Source organism: Apilactobacillus xinyiensis (assembly GCF_019656235.1).
GTDB classification, from domain to species: domain Bacteria; phylum Bacillota; class Bacilli; order Lactobacillales; family Lactobacillaceae; genus Apilactobacillus; species Apilactobacillus xinyiensis.
The window spans coordinates 67,974-89,879 of record NZ_BPLL01000003.1; the positions used below are offsets into that span (position 1 = coordinate 67,974).

A 21,906-nucleotide genomic window follows, 5' to 3' on the forward strand; every position below is an offset into this window, starting at 1 on the left:
AAAGTTTTTGGGAATCATTTTAACTTATGTTCATAAAAATGTCCCAAGATAGTATCTGCTTCGGTTACACTAGCAAATGCTTTAGGGTCTGATTCATCAATGGCTTCTTCTAATTCAGCCATTTCATATCGTGAAATCGTTGTAAACAAAATCGTTTTAACATCATGACGATAAGCACCTTCGGCTCCATGAATAATTGTAACTCCACGACGCATATGATTTTGAATACTATCAACTACTCGCTTAGGACGATTAGTTACAATTAATACTTGCATCCTTTGTTGTCTAGTGTAGGCAAAATCAATTGCCTTTGCGTTAACAACAATTCCGATTGCAGAATAGAAAGCAAATGGCCAACCATAAGCAAAGCCGGCTGCTGACACAATAAAAACATTGAACATAATATTAATATTTCCAATACTTTTACCTGTTTTACGTCTTATAACAATCCCTAAAATATCTAAACCACCAGTTGAAATTTCATTCTTCAAGCTCAGTCCAGTCCCAAAACCATTAACTACACCACCAAAAATGGCACAAATCATAGGATCATGGGTTAAATACACTGGATGCAAAGCCTTAATCATAAAACTAGCTAGAAAAACCGTCAAAAGTGTAAATAAAGCAAATTGATGGCCAATTTGCTTCCAAGCTAAAATTAACAACGGAATGTTAAATAACAACAATCCCCAAGACGCAGAAATGGTAAATGGTAAATATCTTGAAGAAATGGTATTGATTAATTGTGCTAATCCCGTGAACCCAGATGAATAGATATTTCCTGGTGTCCAAAAAAAGTTCATGGCTATCGAAACCATTATTCCATACATAAAAGCAGTAGAAGCTTTAGCTATATACTGATGTCTTCTCAAAACTTTTTGTACATCATCCATAATTATTACTCCTCAACAAAAATATGAAATTAGTATAACATTGAAATGAATAAGTGAATAGTAAAAAAAAGCTGAATAAATCAGCTTTTTTATTATTAATATGCGCTATCATCAGGTTCAATTCCCAAATCTTCTAATTGTTTTTTAGAAACTGGAGATGGAGCATTAGTCATTGGTTCAGTAGCTTTAGAGTTCTTAGGGAATGCAATAACATCACGAATATTTTCAGTTTGTGCTAATAGTCTAGCAAAACGATCTAATCCGATTGCTAGTCCACCATGTGGTGGAAAACCATAATCCAAAGCATCTAGGAAATATCCAAAACGTGCTTGTGCTTTTTCACGGTCAAAGCCTAATGCTTTTAACATTTTAAGTTGTAACTCTTTTTTATGGATACGAATTGATCCACCACCAAGTTCTAGACCATTTAGGATAATATCATAACTTTGTGCATGCGCTTTATGTGGATCTTCGCCATCGTTTAAGTAATGTTCATCACCTTCATTAGGCATAGTAAATGGATGGTGAGCAGGAACCCATCTATCAATTCCTTCATCATAATCAAATAATGGCCAGTCTACGACCCATAAGAAATCAAATACGTCTTTTGGAATCATATTTTGTTCTTCAGCAATTGCTACTCGCAAGTATCCAAGCGTATCAGCAACTACTTTTTCGCGGTCAGCAACAAATAGTAATAAGTCACCTACTTTGGCATCTGTACGTTGTTTAATTGCACTATCAATCGTTTCATCTTTAAAGAATTTAGCAATTGGTCCGTTAAATCCATCATCAGTAACTTTCATCCATGCTAAACCTTTAGCACCAAATCTTTCAATGTATTTAGCATATTTATCGATATCTTTTCTAGAATATTTATCAGCACCGCCAGGAACACAAATAGCTTTAACTTTACCACCATTTTCAACAGCGCTAGCAAAAACTTTAAAGTCTACATCTTTAACAATGTCTGAAATATCTTTTAATTCCATTCCAAATCTAACATCTGGTTGGTCAGTACCAAATCTATCCATAGAATCTTGCCAACTAATACGTTTGAAAGGAAGTTTAACATCAATATCTAAAGCATCTTTCATAACTTTAGCAATTAAACCTTCAGTAATATCTTGAATATCTTTAGCATTCAAGAATGAAGTTTCCATATCAATTTGTGTAAATTCAGGTTGACGATCTCCTCGCAAGTCTTCATCACGGAAACAACGTGCGATTTGGTAATAACGGTCAAATCCAGAACCCATTAATAATTGTTTAAATAGTTGAGGAGATTGAGGTAGAGCATAGTAAGAACCATGATATAAACGTGAAGGCACTAAGTAATCACGAGCTCCTTCAGGAGTTGAAACTGTTAAATTAGGAGTTTCAATATCAATAAATCCTTTACTATCGAAGTAACTGTGTACTGATTGCATAATACGGTTTCTTAGTAAAATACCTTTTTGTACTTCTGGTCTACGTAAATCTAAGTAACGGTATTTTAATTTAGTGTCTTCAGAAGCAGAAATACCATCCTTAATATCGAAAGGTGCAGTCTTAGCTTTGTTAAAAATTTCAACATTAGTAACATCAACTTCTACTTTACCAGTACGCATATCATTATTTATTTCTTTTTCACTTCTAGCAACTACAGTTCCACGAACTTGAATGACATATTCACTACGAAGTTCATCAGCCATTTCTAAAGCTTTTTTACTGTATTCTTCACTAAAAACTAATTGTACAATTCCTTCACGATCACGTAAATCTACGAAAATTAATTTACCTAAATCACGACGTTTTTGTACCCAACCATCTAGGCAAACTTCTTGTCCTAAATAGCTTTCATCAACTAGTCCACAATATGTTGTTCTATCCATATGAACCATCTCCTCTAATCAAAATTATTTTCAATAACTGCTGAAAAATCTTTTTTAATAGCATCTAAATCTACAGATATTTCTTTTCCGGTTTCCATTGATTTTAGATTTACAGTTTTACTTTCTAATTCTTTATCACCAATGGTTATTGTAAAGTTAGCGTGTAATTTATCAGCAGATTTAAATTGTGCCTTGGGTTTACGTGATAAATAATCTCTATCAGCAGAAAAACCACGGTATCTCAAAGATTGTACAATTTCTAAGGATTCCAAACTTGCTTGTTCACCAATGGCTACTACATATACATCTAATGGATTAAACTGTGGAAACTCAACTTTTTCAGAATCCATAAGTAAAAGTAGACGTTCTACTCCTAATCCAAAACCAATTCCAGAAACTTCAGGACCGCCTAATTCTGAAACTAAGCCATCATAACGACCACCAGCACAAATAGTAGTATAGCCACTACCTAAGGCTTTTGAATTAGCCATAATTTCAAAAATAGTATGGTTGTAATAATCTAAGCCTCGAACAATTGTTGAATCAACTACATAATCAATGCCTAATCGTTTCAAAAGACTAGTAACCTTATCAAAATGATTTTGCGCATCATCAGTTAAATAATCCAAAATCGAAGGTGCTTTTTCAACGAATTTTTGATCTTCTGGAGCCTTACTATCCAACACTCTTAGCGGATTCTTATGTAAACGTTCTTTAGAATCTTCACTAAGTTCATCAAAATGTGGTTCTAAATAATCAATTAAAGCTTGACGATAATTAGCTCTAGTTTCTTTGTCACCTAAAGTATTAATGGTTAATTTTAAGTCCTTAATACCAAAATGTTGTAATAAATCCATTGCCATCGCAATAACTTCAACATCTAATTCTGGTGATTCACTACCAAAAGCTTCTACTCCAATTTGATGAAATTCACGTAATCGACCTGATTGTGGTCTTTCGTATCTAAACATAGGACCAGAATAAAATACTTTAACTGGCTTTTGAACATCAGGACCATATAATTTATTTTCAATAAATGCTCTAACTACTCCAGCTGTTCCTTCTGGTCTTAATGTAATATGACGATCACCTTTATCATAAAAATCATACATTTCCTTAGTAACAATGTCAGATGTTTCACCTGAGGTTCTAGAAAATACATCAAAATTTTCAAACATTGGCGTTCTTATTTCTCTATATCTATAGTCAGAAAATAGCATTCTAGCAGTTTCTTCAATATATTGCCATTTTTCTGATTCTCCGGGTAAAATGTCAGCTGTACCCTTTGGACGTTGATATCGCATAATAAACCCTCCTAAATATAAAATAAAAAGCCCTTGACTATATTATAAAAATATAATCAAGGGCGCTTAAAAAGCACGGTACCACCTTTTTGTTTCTAAAAATAACGCAATTAACATGCGAATAACAAATGTTATTAACCTCAAAAGCGTCTTTCAGTAATCTCGAACCCATCTTTTCAGCAATATAGATGTTCTCTTTGCAACAAGATTGACCGTACTATTCTTTATCATAGGTAAAATATTTAATTCTATTTCAGATTAAATTAAAAAAAGCTAAAAGTCAAGATTTACTATTTATCTTTTCCCAAATTCATTAAAAATAATTTTAAATCATACATATTCGAAAATTTGTGATTTGCGTTACAGTTTTCAATTATTATAGCATCTGGATCAAATAAAATTGACTTAATCCCTGCATTTTGACCTGCTCTAATATCTATAACCCGATCACCAATAATTAAAGTATCCATTTTTTTAAGATTATTTTTTTCAATGATTTGATTGATTGCCGCTGGATTAGGCTTTCTAGGCAGGTTGTCATCCTTTGTAATAATCATTTTAAAATAATCAGCAAAGTGATTATTTTCAAGAACTTGGTATAAAGTCTGTTTATCACGGTGTGTTAGTATAAAATGGCTATAATCATTTTTAATAGTATTTAATAATAGTGTTTCCAGATTAAAAAATGGCTTAGATTTTAATATATTTTGTTTTTCATATAATTGATAATTCAATTTTAAATCACCAGCAACTAAATTATAATGTGCTGCATACTTTTGAATAGCTGTAGATAATGAATGCCTACGCATAACCTCATAAATTTCATATTCATCAATTTCCATTTCATCTATGTGCATCTTTTTCAAAGCTAACAAAAAACTATTAACCATTTGTGGATAAGTATCAAATAATGTTCCATCAAAATCCCAAATAATGTTTTTCATAAAATCAGTCTCCTAATTTAAAAATAAAAGAACCTAAATGTAGGTTCTTTTATTTATTATCTGTATCAAAAATAATTGTACAAGGACCATTATTTTCAATTTGCACCGTCATATCAGCACCAAAAACTCCTGCTTTAACTGTTATACCAGTTTCTAATAATTTTTGATTAAAGTCATTGTATATCTTTTCAGCATATGATGGTTTACCCGCTTTTACAAATGAAGGTCGATTACCATGTTTTGTATCAGCATATAAAGTAAATTGCGATACTGATAATATTTCTCCATTCACTTGCTTAATATTAAGATTCATTTTTTTATCAGAATCTTCAAAAATTCTTAAATTAGATATTTTTCGAATTAGATACTCAATTTCATCTTCACCGTCAGAATCTTCAACGCCGACTAATAATAAATAACCTAAATGAATTGAGCTATATTCTATATCGTCAATAGAAACACTTGCTTTATTAACTCTTTGTAAAACTATACGCAAAAGATTCCACATCCTATTTGATTATTTAAATGGGCGTTGTACAACATAAATATCATGAATATTTTTAACATGATCAATAATCATTTTTAATTGATTAATATTTCTAACCCCTATTTTCATTGAAATGGTAATTAACTTATCATGGGTTACCTTACCTTCAACCGAGTTGATTTGTTTAGTAACATTATTAACGGTTTTAATAACATCATTTAAAAATCCTCCACGATTATAACCTTGAACTTCAAGTAAGGCTTCGTAGATGTTTTTATTTTCTAAATTATCAGCCCAACTAACACTAATTAATCTTTCACCGCTATCTTCAGCTTTTTTAATATTTGGACAATCATAACGGTGTACAGAAACCCCACGACCCTTAGTAATATATCCAACTATTTTATCGCCTGGGATAGGAGAACAACAATGGCTAAGTCTTAATAATAAATTATCAACACCTTTGATAATAACCCCTTCAGAAGTGCTGCTAATATTTTTAAATTTATCATTTTCCTCTGGTGAAATAGTTTGGTGATTTTCTAAAAGTTCTTTTTGCTCACGAGCTTGTTTTTCTTTTTCTTCAGCATCCCTAATATCAGATGTTAAGTTGTTAACAACACTTTGTGGTTGCACATCACCAAAACCAATAGCAGCAAATAAATCATCAACATGATGAAATTTCATCATATCTAAGACCCTGCTAACATTATCTTTTTCCAAAATAATTTTAGCATCATAACCATTTTCTTTAATTAATTTATTTATAGTTTCATGACCTGCTAAAATGTTCTTGTCACGATCTCTCTTCTTAAAGAACTGTTTAATTTTGTGACGAGCTCGACTAGTTGAAACTAATTTTATCCAATCTTCACTGGGGCCAGCTGAGTTGGATGAAGTCATAATACTAACGATATCACCATTTTTTATTTTATAGTCTAAAGGTACAATTTTACCATTCACACGCGCACCAGTTGTTTTATTGCCGACATCTGTATGAATTAAATATGCTAAATCTAAGGGACCTGCCCCTTTAGGCAATTCTAAAACGTCTCCCTTAGGAGTAAAAGCATACACGTGATCACCAAACAGTTCACCCTTTACACTAGTCATAAAGTCTGAAGCATTATCAGTATCTTCTTGTAATTCAATAATACGTTTGAACCAATTTAAACGACTATTATCACTAGAAGTTTTAACTTCATCTTTAACGCCTTCTTTATAAGCCCAATGTGCAGCAACCCCATATTCAGCAACTTGTTGCATTTTATGAGTTCTAATTTGAGCTTCTAAAGGTCTACCTTCGGGGCCGATAACTGTAGTGTGTAATGATTGATACATATTAGCCTTTGGCATAGCAATGTAGTCTTTAAATCTTCTAGGCATTGGTGGCCATTGGGCATGAATAGCTCCTAATACACCATAACAATCTTTTATAGAATCAACAATTACTCGAACAGCTAATAAATCATATATCTCACTAAATTGCTTATGTTTATCTTTCATTTTCTTATAAACAGAATAAATATGTTTAGGGCGACCGTAAATTTCTACATTAGACATATTTAAAGCCTTAATAGATTTTTTAACATCTTTAATGGCTATTTGGATATATTCTTCTCTTTGATTTCTTTTAGAGTTCATTAAGTGCACAATTCGATAATATTGTTGAGGATTTAGATATCTTAATGAAATATCTTCAAGTTCCCATTTAATCGTACCAATTCCTAATCGATCAGCTAATGGTGCATAAATTTCTAAAGTTTCGTTAGCTATTCTTCTTTGCTTCTCAGGTCTTAAATGTCCAAGTGTACGCATATTATGAAGACGGTCAGCTAATTTAACAATCATTACTCGAATATCTTTACACATAGCCAATAGCAGTTTTCGATGATTTTCAGCTAACTGTTCTTGGTTAGATTTGTACTTAATCTTACCTAATTTAGTAACTCCATCAACGATTAAGCTAATGTCATTCCCAAACAACTCTTTAATATCATCTAAATTTGCCCCTGTATCTTCTACCACGTCATGCAAAAATCCGGCACTAATTGTTTCTGCATCCATTTTTAAAGTCACTAAAATACTAGCAACTTGGATAGGATGGACAATATAAGCCTCTCCAGACTGACGTTTTTGACCGTCATGACAAATTTTAGCAAAATCATAAGCTTTTTTGATTAAAGATAACTGTTCTTTATTCATATATTGACTAGCTTCATCAAAAATATCAATTGCAGACCATTCTTCATGCTTAGACATATAAGTCACCCCTTGAAAATAAATTGATTATTAATTCAACATTTTAGCACAGTTTAAAACATTAAGAAAAATTACTTTAATTCACATGCAAATGATAAAGCTGCTAGGAAATATAGTGGGGCTGTTTCAGCACGTAATATTCTAGAACCTAAGCCACAATTTATAAAACCAATTTCGTTTAGGTAAGCAACTTCTTTAGGTGATATACCACCTTCAGGTCCGAAAAATGCTGCTATTGAGTCATTAACATTAAGTTGTTCTAAATTAGTTTTTAATGCTGATTTTTCACCTAATTTAGCTGATTCTTCATAAGCTAAAATTTTAGTATTATAATTCTTATCAATGTCTTTAATACTATTTAAGAACTGTACTTTAGGAATAATATTCCGATGTGATTGTTCTGCGGCACTTTTGGATATCTTATTTAATCTTTCTAATTTTCGGCCAACCTTATTACCCTTCCATTTTGCAATTGACCAATCTGTATCCACAAATATAATACTTTTAGCGCCCATTTCAGTTGCTTTTTGTACTATCCACTCGGCTTTTTCTTTCTTAGGAATTCCGCAAATAATACTAACATTATATGGTAATTCAACGTTTTTTGAATCTAATTTCATAACTTTTATATTATTTTCGTCTTTTTTATCTGAAACAAGTTGAGTAATATAATTTTGCTCGTTAATATCTACAATTTCACACTTATCTCCTATTTTTGAACGTAAAACTGATACAAAATGATGATAAATATCATCTGGTAATGTAAAAGTTTGCGTTTCATGTAAAGGAAAGTCTACAAAGTAATGTTGCATTTATATACACACTCCTAAACCTCTTTAATTGCTACAATACCACGCCAATTTTTTAAAGCAAAAGTTTGTTTAATTTGAAAATTATTATTTTCAAGTTGTTCAATTGTATCTTTTAATTTTTCATCTATAATACCAGATATTATAAAAACTCCATTATTTTTTAGATTATTAAAAGCTTGTGGAATTAATGGAAAAATAGCTTCAGGTAACATATTAGCCACAATTAATTCAACTTTAGTATGAATTCCATCAAGTAAACTGTTTTTTGTAACGTCAATTTCATTACTTAAACCATTCAACTCTATGTTTTCAATAGAAGAAGCAATGGCATTATCATCATTATCAAATGCACAGATCTTACCAGCTCCCATTTTTTTAGCAGCAATACTAAGAATGGCAGTTCCAGTTCCAACATCTAAAACGTTCTCATTTCCTCTTAAATACATTTCCAAAGCCTGCAAACATAAAATAGTTGTAGGATGAACCCCTGTACCAAATGCTTTTCCTGGATTCATTGTTAAAACTATTTCTTTAGAACTAGCTGGCTGATATTCCTTCCATTTTGGTACAATCGTCAAATATCTAGTGATTTTAGTAACTTCATAATACTTTTCCCATTCATGACTCCATGCTTCATCATTGTTCTTTGAAAGCTTAATCTCAACTTTTCCTGGATCTAGATTATATTTAGTTAATGCGCTTATTTTGTTTTCTATTTCATTCAATGATAAATCTTTATCAGAGTTTAGAGGATGATAAGATGTAATATTTATTTTATTATCTGCTAATTCATCTATCTTAACGCCTGAAGAATCTAAATCCATCAAAATATTAATTACCGCATCTTTCACTTCATTGTTCACGATAATATTTAATTCATTCCAAACCATGTAAAAAACCACCTATATGTTTTATTTAAAAAAGTGCCTCCAATTACTTGGACGCACTTTTATTTTCTAATTCTTTAGCTTTAATTTCAGCTAACTTTTGCTCATGTTCTTTTAAATGACCTTCTAAGTAAATTAATAAACCGTTCTCGTCATTAAAAATACGCGGATGATTTTGTTTATGAAGTCTTAAATCAATTTCATTAATTTTTTGTCTTCCTGTCCATTTATGACCATATCTGACAATCAAGCGATTATTTAAATGCTTTTTGCCAAATCTAAATACATAAACATTGTCTGGAGTAAACAAAGGTCGAATGTAAGTTTTTTTATAGTAATAACCATTACTACGTAAAAATTGTTTAGTACGATTCAACATATAATACACCCCCCAGAATTAGCTAATAAGTTTACAAATCGAACTGACTATATTAATTAATATCATAATAAAGTTTACGTAAAATAGCAAGAAAATTTATCTAATAAAAAACACCTTTGACAATCATCAAAGGTGTTTTTGTATTATTTTTTACTGTCACCAACATCAAGAGCTTGATGTTTTAGACTTCTAAAGACAAATTTGTCAGAAATACCAGTAATACCACCTTGGAAGAAGAATGCGAATACAGTACCTAAACCAAAGTATTCAATTTTACCAGTAAGAATAACGGCGATAATAGCCATTACTGTTGGTGGAATGTATGAGAACCACATTGCTTTAGCAGCATTCCCATTACAGTATTTAAATCTAAGAATTTGCATTAAATCATCAGCAGGATGCAATGCTAAGTTAACTCTTTGATAGATTGAAATGGCAATAGCAATTAAAGCAACACCTAAGAAGTTTAATAATACATAAAGCACTACCATAAACATGTTGTTAGCATCTGGTAAAACTTTAATGAATACATTATTGAAAAATTGGATTAGCAATGAAAATGGTCCAAGGAAAATAGCATTTCCGATAGCTCTACCCCAGCTCCAGTGTCCAACTAAAATTGCGTTAAGCACTGTAGTTAACATACCTAAACCGAAGAATGCCCAAAATAAACTCCATTTTCCGTTACCTAAAACAGCAATTCCTAAGTTATTTTCTGCAGCTGTCCAGTAAGCAGATCCCAAAAATTGAGGATGAATTTTAGCACTAGTAACAAGTGTTAAAACATTACCACAAGAATTAATGATTAGAGAAATTGCAAAATAAATGATTGAACTAGTCATTGAAATAGTTCTTTTAGCTTTTACGCTATTTTCCATAAATATCACTCGTCCTTATTAAATTTAAAAATAAACTTGATTATTTGTGAATATATATACTATTTAATATAAAATTGCTAAACCGTTAATAGTTAACTTAATCACAATCACAATTCAATTATAAACAAAAGTTCATAAAATACAAGTGTTTATTATATTAAATATAATGTGATATAACTATTTAACATTTTAAAAAATCAAATAATTCAAGTTATTTTTTATTGTGAATTTCATAACAATAAGAATTATATAACATTTTATTTGTAAAATAAACCCCCTATTTAAAATTAAAATAAAAAAATCTATTACTTTTTAAGTAATAGATTTCTTATTTATTCTAAATTTTCTAAATTAACGTATGCAGATTGACCATTATATTTAATAACTGCATATTTAATTTTACCTACATTTTCATCAAATGCATTCGATTTTAATAGCATGACTTTTTTAACTTCAAAACTATCATTTTCAGTATAATTATAGTTTTCTATAAAACCATAACTGTCATTATTAGTAAAATCTTTATCAATATCCCAAATAGCCGCGCCATCTTTTAGAGTCATTGAAGATTTTAAATTGTACTTAGATAAATCATCATCTAAATGCATTTTAACGCTACTATCATTTAACAATTCGTCAACCACTCGTTTAGTTGATGAACCATCCATCCATTTATTATATTTATTGTAAAATTCAATATAATTATCATTAGGTGTCCAATTATTTGCAAAAACATTGTCTAATTCTTGAATAACTTCATCACTAGTTTTCACTATTTTTCCAGGAGCACTATTTACAAAATCAAAGTAAAATCCGCGAATATCACCTGCATATTTTTCTAAATCATAAGCAAAGAATATAATTGGACGCTTTAAAATAGAATAATCAAACATTACTGATGAATAGTCAGTAATTAATACATCACTGACTAAGTATAATTCAGCAATATCATCATATAAGCTTACATCTAGTGCAACATCAGAAAATTCAGACAAGTCTAAACTATTAGAAATGAGATAATGTGTTCTAATTAAAACTAGGACATCATTTCCATAATGGGCTTTTATTTTATTTAAATCTAAATGTAATTTAGCGGTAAATTCACTGTCTTTAACAAATTCATCATCACGCCAAGTAGGTGCATATAAAATTACCTTTTTATCCGATTGGATACCTAATCGAGCTTTTATTCTAATTACATCATTTTCAGTGTAATTAGATAGAATATCATTTCTTGGATATCCTGTAAGCATCATCTGATTTTCATTTTTTCTAAAAGCACGTTGCATAATCAAATTAGAATACATATTAGGTGCTATTAATTTATCCCAACGACGATCATCGTTATAAACTTGTTTATGATACTTGGCTGGATTATTTCCAGGCATAGTAACAATATTAACATCTGCACCAATTGTCTTTAATGGCGTTCCATGCCAAGTTTGCAATACAGTTGTATCTTTAGCTGGATGCCATCTAAAAGGTCTTCTAACATTGGTTACCCAATATTTAGCTCTGGCTTGTTTAAAAATACCCTTATAACCAAATCTAACAATGTATGGAATATTATATTGCTTAAAGTAATCAACATAGTCCTTATTGACATTCCAATACATTTTAAATTCTGGATGATTTTTCTTCATGTACTCATATATAGCTTTAGGATTATCTGAATATTGTGTTCCAAAGAAACTTTCAAACATAATAATATTCTTTTTAGATAATTTTTGAGATAAATAATTAAGCATAGTTGCTTGGAAATTTTTAATCTTAAAGAAATGCCAAAATTTATTAAAGATAACATTTTTGACTGGTTCTTGATCTAAATCAGAGTTTTTAGTTGACAAGATAGTTTCAATAACATTTTTAGAAGCATCACCATTATTACCAAACTCAGCAAATTTATCATGAAATTGATTTAATTTATCCTTATATTCAATAGCAATTTCATTAATATTTTTAATACAATTAATTAAATCAGCTTGAGTTTCCACAACTGGTCCTGGTATCTCTTTATCATAATCCAAATAAACTCCACGATTTTCATCATCTAGGTACCAATCTTTATCATATGCATAAAACAACATTGGACGTTTTAAATGAGCATAATCAAACATTACTGAAGAATAATCTGTAACCATCAAATCACTAATCAAATATAAGTCATTAATGTTCGGATAATCCGAGACATCAAACACAAATCCAGGATTGTTGTAAAAACTATTAGAATGTGCAACAAAATAATGCAAACGAACTAGTAAAACGTAATCATCTGATAGTTGTTTTTCTAAGTTATCAAGGTCTAAGTTAAAGTCAAAACCTTCATCAGCACGATATGTTGGTGCATATAAAACAACTCGTTTGTCTTTAGGAATTCCTAATCTATCTTTAATAGCGTTAATATACTGGTCATTGTTATTAGTATACAGTTCGTCATTACGTGGAAAACCAGCTTTAATTAGTTTTTGATGATAATCAAAAGCCGAACTAGCTGTGTCGGCCATATAGTTAGATGGTACTACCATGTAATCCCAGCGACGATTCCTTCTAGCAAAGGCATTTTGAATTCTAGGGCTAGCTGTTTTAAAGTATGGCTCATCAAATCCCATATGTTTTAAAAATGTTCCATGTAACGTTTCTACCTCAATTTGATTTTTACGTTTCAAATATTGATTAGGTAAGTTGGTATTTTGAATTAAATACTTAGCAACGGCTAGATAATACCAATATTTAAAGCTATCGGTTCTAACTCGTTTACCATTACCATCAATCTCAGTTTGACTGTTCTTAAAAAACCATACCGTTTTTATTTCAGGATGATTTTTTTGTACATATTCATACATTAACTTTTCATTACTATCGAACTTACTAGACCAATAGGCATCAAAAACCATAACCTTACGTAAAGGTAGTAAACGCATTAACGGATATAAAACTGAGTAACTAATAGCTCGACGAGCTTTAGTTCTACTTAATAACCCAACAAAAGGTTGAGTGACTCTTACTGTAAATTCATCAAAATGATTACTTTTAGCATTAACGTAAGCAATATCTTGTTTACTATTTAAAGCAATTTTAGCCTTAGCTAATTTTACGTCTTTAGTATTAAGTAACTTAATTGGATGTATATCATTATCAATATTTAAATAAATTTTGAAAACATAGTTACCTCTCAAGATATTTAAGTTATCTTGACTTTCGTTCAACAATTTAACTGTAAATAAAAGCGAATTACCGTCTAATTTAAATTGTCCGTCATTAGCATTCAAAACTTTACGCACTGACTTATCAGTACTAATCATTTCAATTTTACTACCAGATAGTTCTATTTCATGTTCTTTTAAATCAAGGTTTAGATTAGTAATTACTCTTAAGTAGCTATGATTAATTATCTTAATACTTTCCAAACTTGCATGCCTATAAGTAGTGGAAACTAAGATATTTGAAGTGTTATTTTGATATACATTCAATGTATTATCATCTTTTATAGCAAAATGCTCATTAGCACTGCTTACTTCAAATTCATAATCAATTTTATGATTAGTCTGTGTATGCAAAAGCAATAACTGACCATTTTGATTCATAAGAGCATTCTTTAAATCATCAATATTAAAGTTAATTAAGTAATTGGAATCAGATTTTTCAATACTTCCATTTATAAATTGTCCGTTTTCATTACTAATAACTGACCTTACTGCATTGGGCGTTACCAAACCAGCTTTAAATTGTAAACAATTATTTTGAACAATTGGTGATTTTATCCAATTGGCTTTTTTAGAACCAATTAAATTTAAAGGATTAACTGTAAAAGATAGCTCATCATTGGTATTAAATTTAGATGAAATTCTTACATTAAACTTATCTAGTGGTTTCAAAACCTTATCAATAGCTTTACCACGTGGATTAGACAAAAATTCACTAGCAACAAACTTATTGTCAATTTTGTTGAAAGCTTTGATTTTCCAAGTCCCTATGCCTAGATTACTTACAGCTTTTTCGATATCAAAACTAAATCTATATTTAGCATTTTTCCAAGCTGATTTAGGCCTTAATATTCTTTTATACCTTGAAGTCGCAATTCTTTTAAAAGATATAGACATATATTTTCCATTATCAACATTAATTAATTGTGCTGATAAAATTTCATTAACATTGTTGTCTTTTCCAAAACGTTTAACTAATGGTAAATGATTGATTTTTATAAAACCAGATCCAGAAATTTTTGTTTCATCTTTAGAATAATAAAAATTATTTAGCCTTTGAACCACATTTAAAGCATTATCACTAAAGTTAATAGCATCAAGCAATTTAACATCATCATTATTCACAATTCCTAGAGAATAGTGCTTACCTCTAAACTTACGTTTAAATTCAATTACGTTTTTATCATAGGTAAATTGTTTTAGTAATTTCAAATCTCCATTTTTCACAGCATAATAAACAATTTGATGCTTGATAGACAATGAATTTGTAAGTTTTAAGTCTAGTAATTTCCAATCTCGTAAAAATTTATATACTAATTCCTGAATCTTATAAATATAGTCTTCTTCATTATCTCCAACATTTTCCAAAAAAATGTATAAATCTAAATTTAATATTTTAATTTTAAAATCATTAATTAAATCTTTATTTTGCAAATGATCATATTTTTTTAATATGTCCCAACATACGTTTAAAGCATTTAAACGACTATTAAAGTTAGATATAGCATTACGGCTTTGAGTAATTGAATCATGGGTTTCTCGCCAACGCCAATTATAAACAACGTCACTAATCACTGTAGTGTTTTTAGACAATAAGTGAATTAACATTGTAAATGGTAAATCTTCATAAATTATATCAGGAATAAATTTAATATTATTTTCTCTCAAAAAGTCTAGTCGATAAACTTTATTCCAAACAGTAGTGTCATACAACAAATCATGATTATTAGTAATATGTGTATGATCTAAATCATCTTTAACAGCAAATTTATGCAAGAAAGAATTTTGATAACGACTAGAATCAAATCTTTTAACAAAACCCAAAGTTACATCTGAAGCGTTCATTTCAGCTTTATATACCATTTTGGTATATGCATCGACAGGTACAATATCATCCCCATCTACAAACGCTAAATACTTACCATTAGCTTTATCAATTCCATAGTTACGAGTAGAACTAATTCCACCATTTTCTTTATGAAAAGCTTTAAAGAATGCATAATTGTTAGCATACTCATCCACTATTTTAGATGTGTCATCAGTAGAACCGTCATCAATCATTAATACTTCTAAATTATCTTTAGGAAATTCTGTATTAGCAATTGAATCCAAGCAATCTTTTAAAAAATTGTCTACGTTATAACAGGCTACTACGACACTCAGGTCAGGTCTTTGCATTTAAAAATTCACCTCAATCAATTTTTTTAACCCTTTTATCATCTTTTAATAACATATTTACCACTCGTTCTGAAGCATGACCATCTTCCCATTTGCTAAATTTCTCACTAAATTCAGCATACTTATCAGCATATTCAGCACTAACATCATCTATATTCTGAATAGTATTAATTACTTCATCGCTAGTTTTAAGTAACGGTCCAGGTAAATCTTTTTTCATATCTAAATAAAATCCACGTAGCACACTGGCATATTTATCATAATCATAAACATAATATAAAATTGGTCTTCTTAATATTGAATAATCAAAAAATACACTTGAATAGTCGGTAATTAAAATATCTGAAATTAAATATAGTTCTGATATATCATCATAACTAGATTCATTGTATACAAAATCTCCAAAACCAGATGTATCTAGGTTGTTAGTTATAAAGTAATGAGTTCTAAGGACCATAACATATTCATTGCCTAGTTGCTCTCTGAGCTTAGCAATATTAAGTTTCAATTGGAATTTATATTGTCCTACATCTACGTATTCATCATCTCTCCAGGTAGGTGCATATAAAATGACTTTTTTATCTAATGGAATGCCTAATTTTTGCTTAATATTCTTAGCTAATTCATCACGATTAGGTGCATTTAAGATATCATTTCTAGGATAACCTGATTTAATCATTTTTTGCTCTGGATACATAAATGCATGTTTAAACACATCTACAGAAAATTGATTAGCTGTAACTAAATAATCCCATTGTCGAGATTGTTCATAAAAGATCTTTTTGTAAAGTCGTGTAGCACTAGCAACATTTTCCATATCGAAAACTAAATGTTTCAATGGGGTTCCATGCCAAGTTGACATAAATACAGTTCCTGTTTTTTTATGGAACCATCTAGGTTGGCGCATATTAATGACTTGATATTTAGAAACACCCATATAGTACATGTACCTAAAACCAAACCTTTTAACAACTTTAGTATTTGGTTTACTTGATAAATCTTTTTTTACATTAGAATTAGCCGCAATCCAAATATGTTTAAACTGTCCTGGATAATGCTTTTGAATATATTCATAAATATATTTAGGACTGTCAGAATAATTTCTTCCTAAAAAAGATTCATAAATAATAACTTTTTCATTTACTTTAAGTTTTTTACAAATCATTTCATAGTAAACTCTGGTAATACCTCTACCCTTATTTTTTAATAACTTATGAATATATCTTAATCCTATAAGCAACTTCATTTGACGTTTGGCTTTACTATAATTATGTTTTTTTATATTAATTAGAATTCGTCGACTAATAAAATTAACATTATTAAGCAATTTAACGTTGATTAAAGATAAATAATTACTCATAATATTTAAAATATCATTCAATTTATTTTTACTAAATTTATTGCTAATAACCGCATTATAAAAATATTTATTTATTTTATTGATTGAGTGAATCACTATTTTATTTTGTAATTCATTATAGGTAACACTATTAAATGTTTTAATAAATGAGTTCAACATTTGATCCCATCTATCATCACATTCCAATTGACTCAATGATGGATCATTAATGGGATCGTTATGCTTAACTTTTACATATTTAAAAGTATCAAATTGTATAAATTTATCCACAAGTCCCAAAACTTTACCCATAAAATAAAAATCATCATATAAAGGATTCTCTTCATCAAATAAAATATCGTTATCCCAAACGATACCCTTTGGAATTATCTTTCCACTAATCTTCAAATAGTTGCTAATATTATCAAAAATTATATTTTGATTTACTTCTTGAAAATTATCATTTAACTCAGTTTCTTCAGCTATAGGTTCAGGAATTCGTCTAAAAGCCCAATTAGGCATTCTAAACTCTTGTTTTTGATTAATTTCTGTAAAATATGAATTAACTGGTTCATATGTTGGATAAACTTTTAAATCTGTTAAACAATTTGGTTTTAACTTATTAATAACATTATTAATTGTATTAGGCAGCAAAAAATCGTCTGCATCCACAAACATTAGGTAATCACCATGTGCTTTACGGATAGCTGCATTTCTAGCTTGTGCAACGTTTTCTCCATTAAAATTAATGCTCTCAATTGGAAAATTTAATCCATTTAAGTCTACATCATGATTACAAGCTATAACCCATTCAAAATCATTATTATCTTGGCGATTCAAATTGGTTGCTAACTGTTTTAGTTTCTCAATATCTTTAGTTTTGCAAGGAGTAATGATACTCAATTTCATAAACTAAAATCATTCCTTTTCTTTACATTTTAATTTAAACCGTATTTACACATATCGTATTATATCATTAATAGATACGCTTTAAATTAAATTTTAAAGTCAATTCAATAAAAAAATGACTCCAAATGGAGTCATTTCTGTTATTCCTTATGCGGTAAAACCACATTTAATATTATACCTAGCAACGTAGCAACAGCCAATCCACTAAGTGGTAACCACCAAAAAATGTTCAAACTAAAATTACCTACTCCAACAACTAATACCGTTGAAACAATCATTAAATTACGTTTTATATTCATATCAACATGATTTTCAATTAATATTTTTATACCGCTAGATGCAATCGTTCCAAAAAGTAAGAAACTAATTCCACCAATTACCGGTAATGGCATCTGCATAATTAAAACATTTAATTTATTTATAAATGAAAATACAATTGCAAACAAAGCTGCACCCATCAGCACATAAACACTATGTACTTTTGTAATTGCCATTACTCCAATATTTTCACCATAGCTAGTCATAGCTGGACCACCTAAAAGACCGGCTGCAATAGATGATAAGCCATCACCAGTTAAAGTTCGATGAAGACCTGGATCCTTAATATAATCGCGACCCGTCAATTCATCTAAAACCATAATGTGTCCTAAATGTTCTGTCATTGTCACTAAAGCAATGGGGGCTATAGATAAAATAGCTCCAATTTCCAAATGAACATGATAATTCAAAAATGGTATTTCAAATTTAGGCATCGCAAACCATGAGGCTTCTGCAATTGCATGCAAATTAACTAAACCAAGCATAATTGAAACGATATAACCACAAACCACTGCTAATAAGATGGGAATAAGTCCTAAAAAGCCCTTTAAAAAGGTATTAAATAGTATTGCTAAAGCCAATGTTATTAAAGCTACAGCAACAAATCTTAAATCATAGTGTCCATTATTCATGGTAGCATTTTGGGCTGCACTACCAGCCAAAGACAAGCCAATAACCATGACAATTGGTCCGACTACAATTGGTGGTAATAATTTATCTATCCATTCTGAACCAACTAGCCAAACTATCAAGGCTACAATCAAATATACTATTCCTACAGCAATTACTCCTTGAGCAATTCCTGGATAACCTGTAGTTTTCATTAAAGCGGTCATTGGAACAATAAAAGCAAAGCTAGATCCCATATAAGCTGGAATTTGTCTTTTAGTAACTAAGATGTGCAACAATGTTCCAACTCCTGAAGCAAATAGTGCAATATTAGGACTTAAGCCCACTAATAATGGAACAATTACAGTACTACCAAACATTGAAAACATATGCTGCAATGAAAGTCCAATCCACATTAATAAATTTGGCTTATCATTAACATCTAAAATAACATCACGATTATTTTTCAAATTAAATCCTCCGTCCAAAACAAAAAGCCCACTAATCCCGTAAGAAAAGTAGACTTTCATTTTTTGAACGAATGCTTATTAGTCTCACGGGACTATTTTAAAGCTCTTGTATTATTTTAAATAATACTAAATAAAAAATTACATTTTGTCAAACATTAATTGCTGCCTTTTTCATCTTCATCAGTTTGTAAGACTGCCATGAAAGCTTCTTGCGGAATATCAACTTTTCCAACTGCTTTCATACGTTTCTTACCAGCTTTTTGTTTTTCTAGAAGTTTCATTCTTCTAGTACGATCACCACCGTACAATTTAGCTGTAACATCTTTACGATAAGCTTTAATGTTAGTTCGAGCAATAATTTTGGCACCTACTGCCGCTTGAACTGGTATTTCAAAGTTTTGTCTAGGAATAATGTTTTTTAATTTACCGACAATATCTCTACTACGACTAGCAGCAAATGAGCGATGTGAGATAAAACTTAACGCATCAACTTTTTCGCCATTTAATAAAATATCAATTTTTACTAAGTCTGATTGCTTATAATCTTCAACTTCATAATCTAAAGAAGCATATCCGCGAGTAGCCGATTTTAAATTGTCAAAGAAATCAAAAATTATTTCAGATAATGGAATATGATAAATAACATTTACACGATAATCATCAACATACTCCATTGTTTCAAATTGACCACGACGATGCTGACATAGTTCCATAACTGCTCCCACGTAGTCATTAGGCACCATAACTGTAGCCTTAACATATGGTTCTAAAACTTGTTTAATTTCTGAAGCATCTGGCATTTCAGATGGATTTTCAACCAACTTGTTTTCGCCACCTGTAGTATTAACATGATAAGTAACTGATGGTGCAGTCGTAATTAAATTCAAATTAAATTCACGTTCCAAACGTTCTTGAACTACATCCATGTGTAATAAACCTAAAAATCCACATCTAAATCCAAATCCTAAAGCTTGTGAAGATTCTGGTTCAAACTCTAAAGCTGCATCGTTTAATTTTAATTTTTCTAAAGCTTCTCTTAAGTCACCAAATTTAGCGTTATCAGTTGGATACAATCCAGAATAAACCATTGGTTCCATTTCACGGTATCCTGGTAAAGCCTTATCTGCAGGGTTATCAGCATTGGTAACTGTATCACCAACTCGAGTTTGAGTAATATCCTTAATACTGGCAGTTATATAACCAACATCTCCAGCCATAAGATAGTCTCTTTGAACTGGATGAGGAGAGTTTACCCCCACTTCGTTAACTTCATATTCACTACCACTATTCATAAGTCTAATTTTATCGCCGGGTTTAACTACCCCATCATATAATCTAACACTTAAAACGACACCACGATAATCATCGTACACGGAATCAAAAACTAAGGCCTTAAGTGGAGAATCTAAATCACCTTGTGGAGCTGGAACTTTTTGTACAATTCGTTCTAATAACTCTTCGATTCCAATTCCCTTTTTAGCACTAGCTAATACAGCATCTGATGTGTCTAATCCAATAATATCTTCAATTTCTTTTTTAACACGATCTGGATCAGCAGATGGTAAATCAATTTTGTTAACAACTGGCACAATTTCTAAATCGTCATCGATTGCCAAATAAACATTAGCTAATGTTTGCGCTTCAACACCTTGTGCAGCATCAACAACTAGAATTGCACCTTCACAGGCAGCTAAACTTCTTGAAACTTCGTATGAAAAGTCTACGTGTCCCGGAGTATCAATTAAATGAAACTCATAATCATGTCCATCTTTAGCATGATATTTCAATTCTACTGCGTTCAATTTAATCGTTATTCCACGTTCTCTTTCCAAATCCATGTTATCTAAAAGTTGATTTTTCATATCTCTTTTAGCAACTGTATCGGTCATTTCCAAAATTCGGTCGGCAAGTGTTGACTTACCATGATCGATATGGGCAACAATCGAAAAATTACGAATGTATTTTTGATGCTCTTTCATTTTGTCTATGTCCATACTGTTTAATTCCTACTTTCAATCTCTTTAATTTATAACCTAATTATAACAATCGAAATAATTTATAACAAATAAAAAAGGACTATTAAAATTGAAGTGCCTTAAAAAAGTTAGACAATTATTACTAAATTAAATATTTAATTTCATGGAATGATTTCGATATTCA

Annotated in this window: 14 protein-coding genes; all 14 read right to left on the bottom strand. The window is 30.2% G+C overall.

Annotated elements, in window-relative coordinates; genetic code table 11:
* Positions 1-14 precede the first annotated feature (14 nt).
* The 14 genes from K5Q11_RS01670 to lepA all read right to left on the bottom strand — a co-directional run bounded on the left by K5Q11_RS01670 (position 15) and on the right by lepA (position 21,740).
* Positions 15-893, bottom strand: a complete 879-nt coding sequence (locus tag K5Q11_RS01670) for a YitT family protein (RefSeq protein ID WP_220727764.1) — start codon at positions 891-893, stop codon at positions 15-17.
* Between the two features lie 95 nt (positions 894-988).
* Entirely contained in the window at positions 989-2,767 is a 1,779-nt protein-coding gene (gene aspS, locus K5Q11_RS01675; RefSeq protein ID WP_220750999.1) for an aspartate--tRNA ligase, read from the bottom strand.
* A gap of 14 nt (positions 2,768-2,781) precedes the next feature.
* Positions 2,782-4,071, bottom strand: coding sequence for a histidine--tRNA ligase (gene hisS, locus K5Q11_RS01680; RefSeq protein WP_220751000.1), 1,290 nt, complete (start codon positions 4,069-4,071; stop codon positions 2,782-2,784).
* 290 nt (positions 4,072-4,361) lie between these two features.
* Positions 4,362-5,015, bottom strand: a complete 654-nt coding sequence (locus tag K5Q11_RS01685; RefSeq protein WP_220751001.1) for an HAD-IA family hydrolase — start codon at positions 5,013-5,015, stop codon at positions 4,362-4,364.
* A gap of 49 nt (positions 5,016-5,064) precedes the next feature.
* Positions 5,065-5,511 (bottom strand): D-aminoacyl-tRNA deacylase, encoded by a 447-nt coding sequence (gene dtd / locus K5Q11_RS01690; protein WP_220751002.1) that lies wholly within the window; start codon positions 5,509-5,511, stop codon positions 5,065-5,067.
* 21 nt (positions 5,512-5,532) lie between these two features.
* Positions 5,533-7,764 carry a RelA/SpoT family protein gene (locus tag K5Q11_RS01695; protein WP_220751003.1) on the bottom strand — a complete coding sequence of 744 codons (2,232 nt, stop codon included), beginning with the start codon at positions 7,762-7,764 and terminating at the stop codon, positions 5,533-5,535.
* A 71-nt stretch (positions 7,765-7,835) separates the two neighbouring features.
* Entirely contained in the window at positions 7,836-8,576 is a 741-nt protein-coding gene (locus K5Q11_RS01700; RefSeq protein WP_220751004.1) for a 16S rRNA (uracil(1498)-N(3))-methyltransferase, read from the bottom strand.
* Between the two features lie 14 nt (positions 8,577-8,590).
* Positions 8,591-9,466 (bottom strand): 50S ribosomal protein L11 methyltransferase, encoded by an 876-nt coding sequence (gene prmA, locus K5Q11_RS01705; RefSeq protein ID WP_220751005.1) that lies wholly within the window; start codon positions 9,464-9,466, stop codon positions 8,591-8,593.
* A gap of 43 nt (positions 9,467-9,509) precedes the next feature.
* Positions 9,510-9,842, bottom strand: coding sequence for a hypothetical protein (locus K5Q11_RS01710; RefSeq protein ID WP_220727754.1), 333 nt, complete (start codon positions 9,840-9,842; stop codon positions 9,510-9,512).
* 143 nt (positions 9,843-9,985) lie between these two features.
* Positions 9,986-10,720, bottom strand: a complete 735-nt coding sequence (locus K5Q11_RS01715) for a DUF6198 family protein (RefSeq protein WP_220727753.1) — start codon at positions 10,718-10,720, stop codon at positions 9,986-9,988.
* Positions 10,721-11,052: 332 nt separating this feature from the next.
* Positions 11,053-16,101 (bottom strand): bifunctional glycosyltransferase/CDP-glycerol:glycerophosphate glycerophosphotransferase, encoded by a 5,049-nt coding sequence (locus K5Q11_RS01720; RefSeq protein WP_220751006.1) that lies wholly within the window; start codon positions 16,099-16,101, stop codon positions 11,053-11,055.
* A 13-nt stretch (positions 16,102-16,114) separates the two neighbouring features.
* On the bottom strand, positions 16,115-18,349 hold the full coding sequence (locus K5Q11_RS01725) for a CDP-glycerol glycerophosphotransferase family protein (RefSeq protein WP_220751007.1): 2,235 nt from the start codon (positions 18,347-18,349) through the stop codon (positions 16,115-16,117).
* A 140-nt stretch (positions 18,350-18,489) separates the two neighbouring features.
* Positions 18,490-19,746 (bottom strand): uracil-xanthine permease family protein, encoded by a 1,257-nt coding sequence (locus K5Q11_RS01730; RefSeq protein ID WP_373311473.1) that lies wholly within the window; start codon positions 19,744-19,746, stop codon positions 18,490-18,492.
* 155 nt (positions 19,747-19,901) lie between these two features.
* Positions 19,902-21,740 (bottom strand): translation elongation factor 4, encoded by a 1,839-nt coding sequence (gene lepA / locus K5Q11_RS01735; RefSeq protein ID WP_220751009.1) that lies wholly within the window; start codon positions 21,738-21,740, stop codon positions 19,902-19,904.
* Positions 21,741-21,906 lie beyond the last annotated feature (166 nt).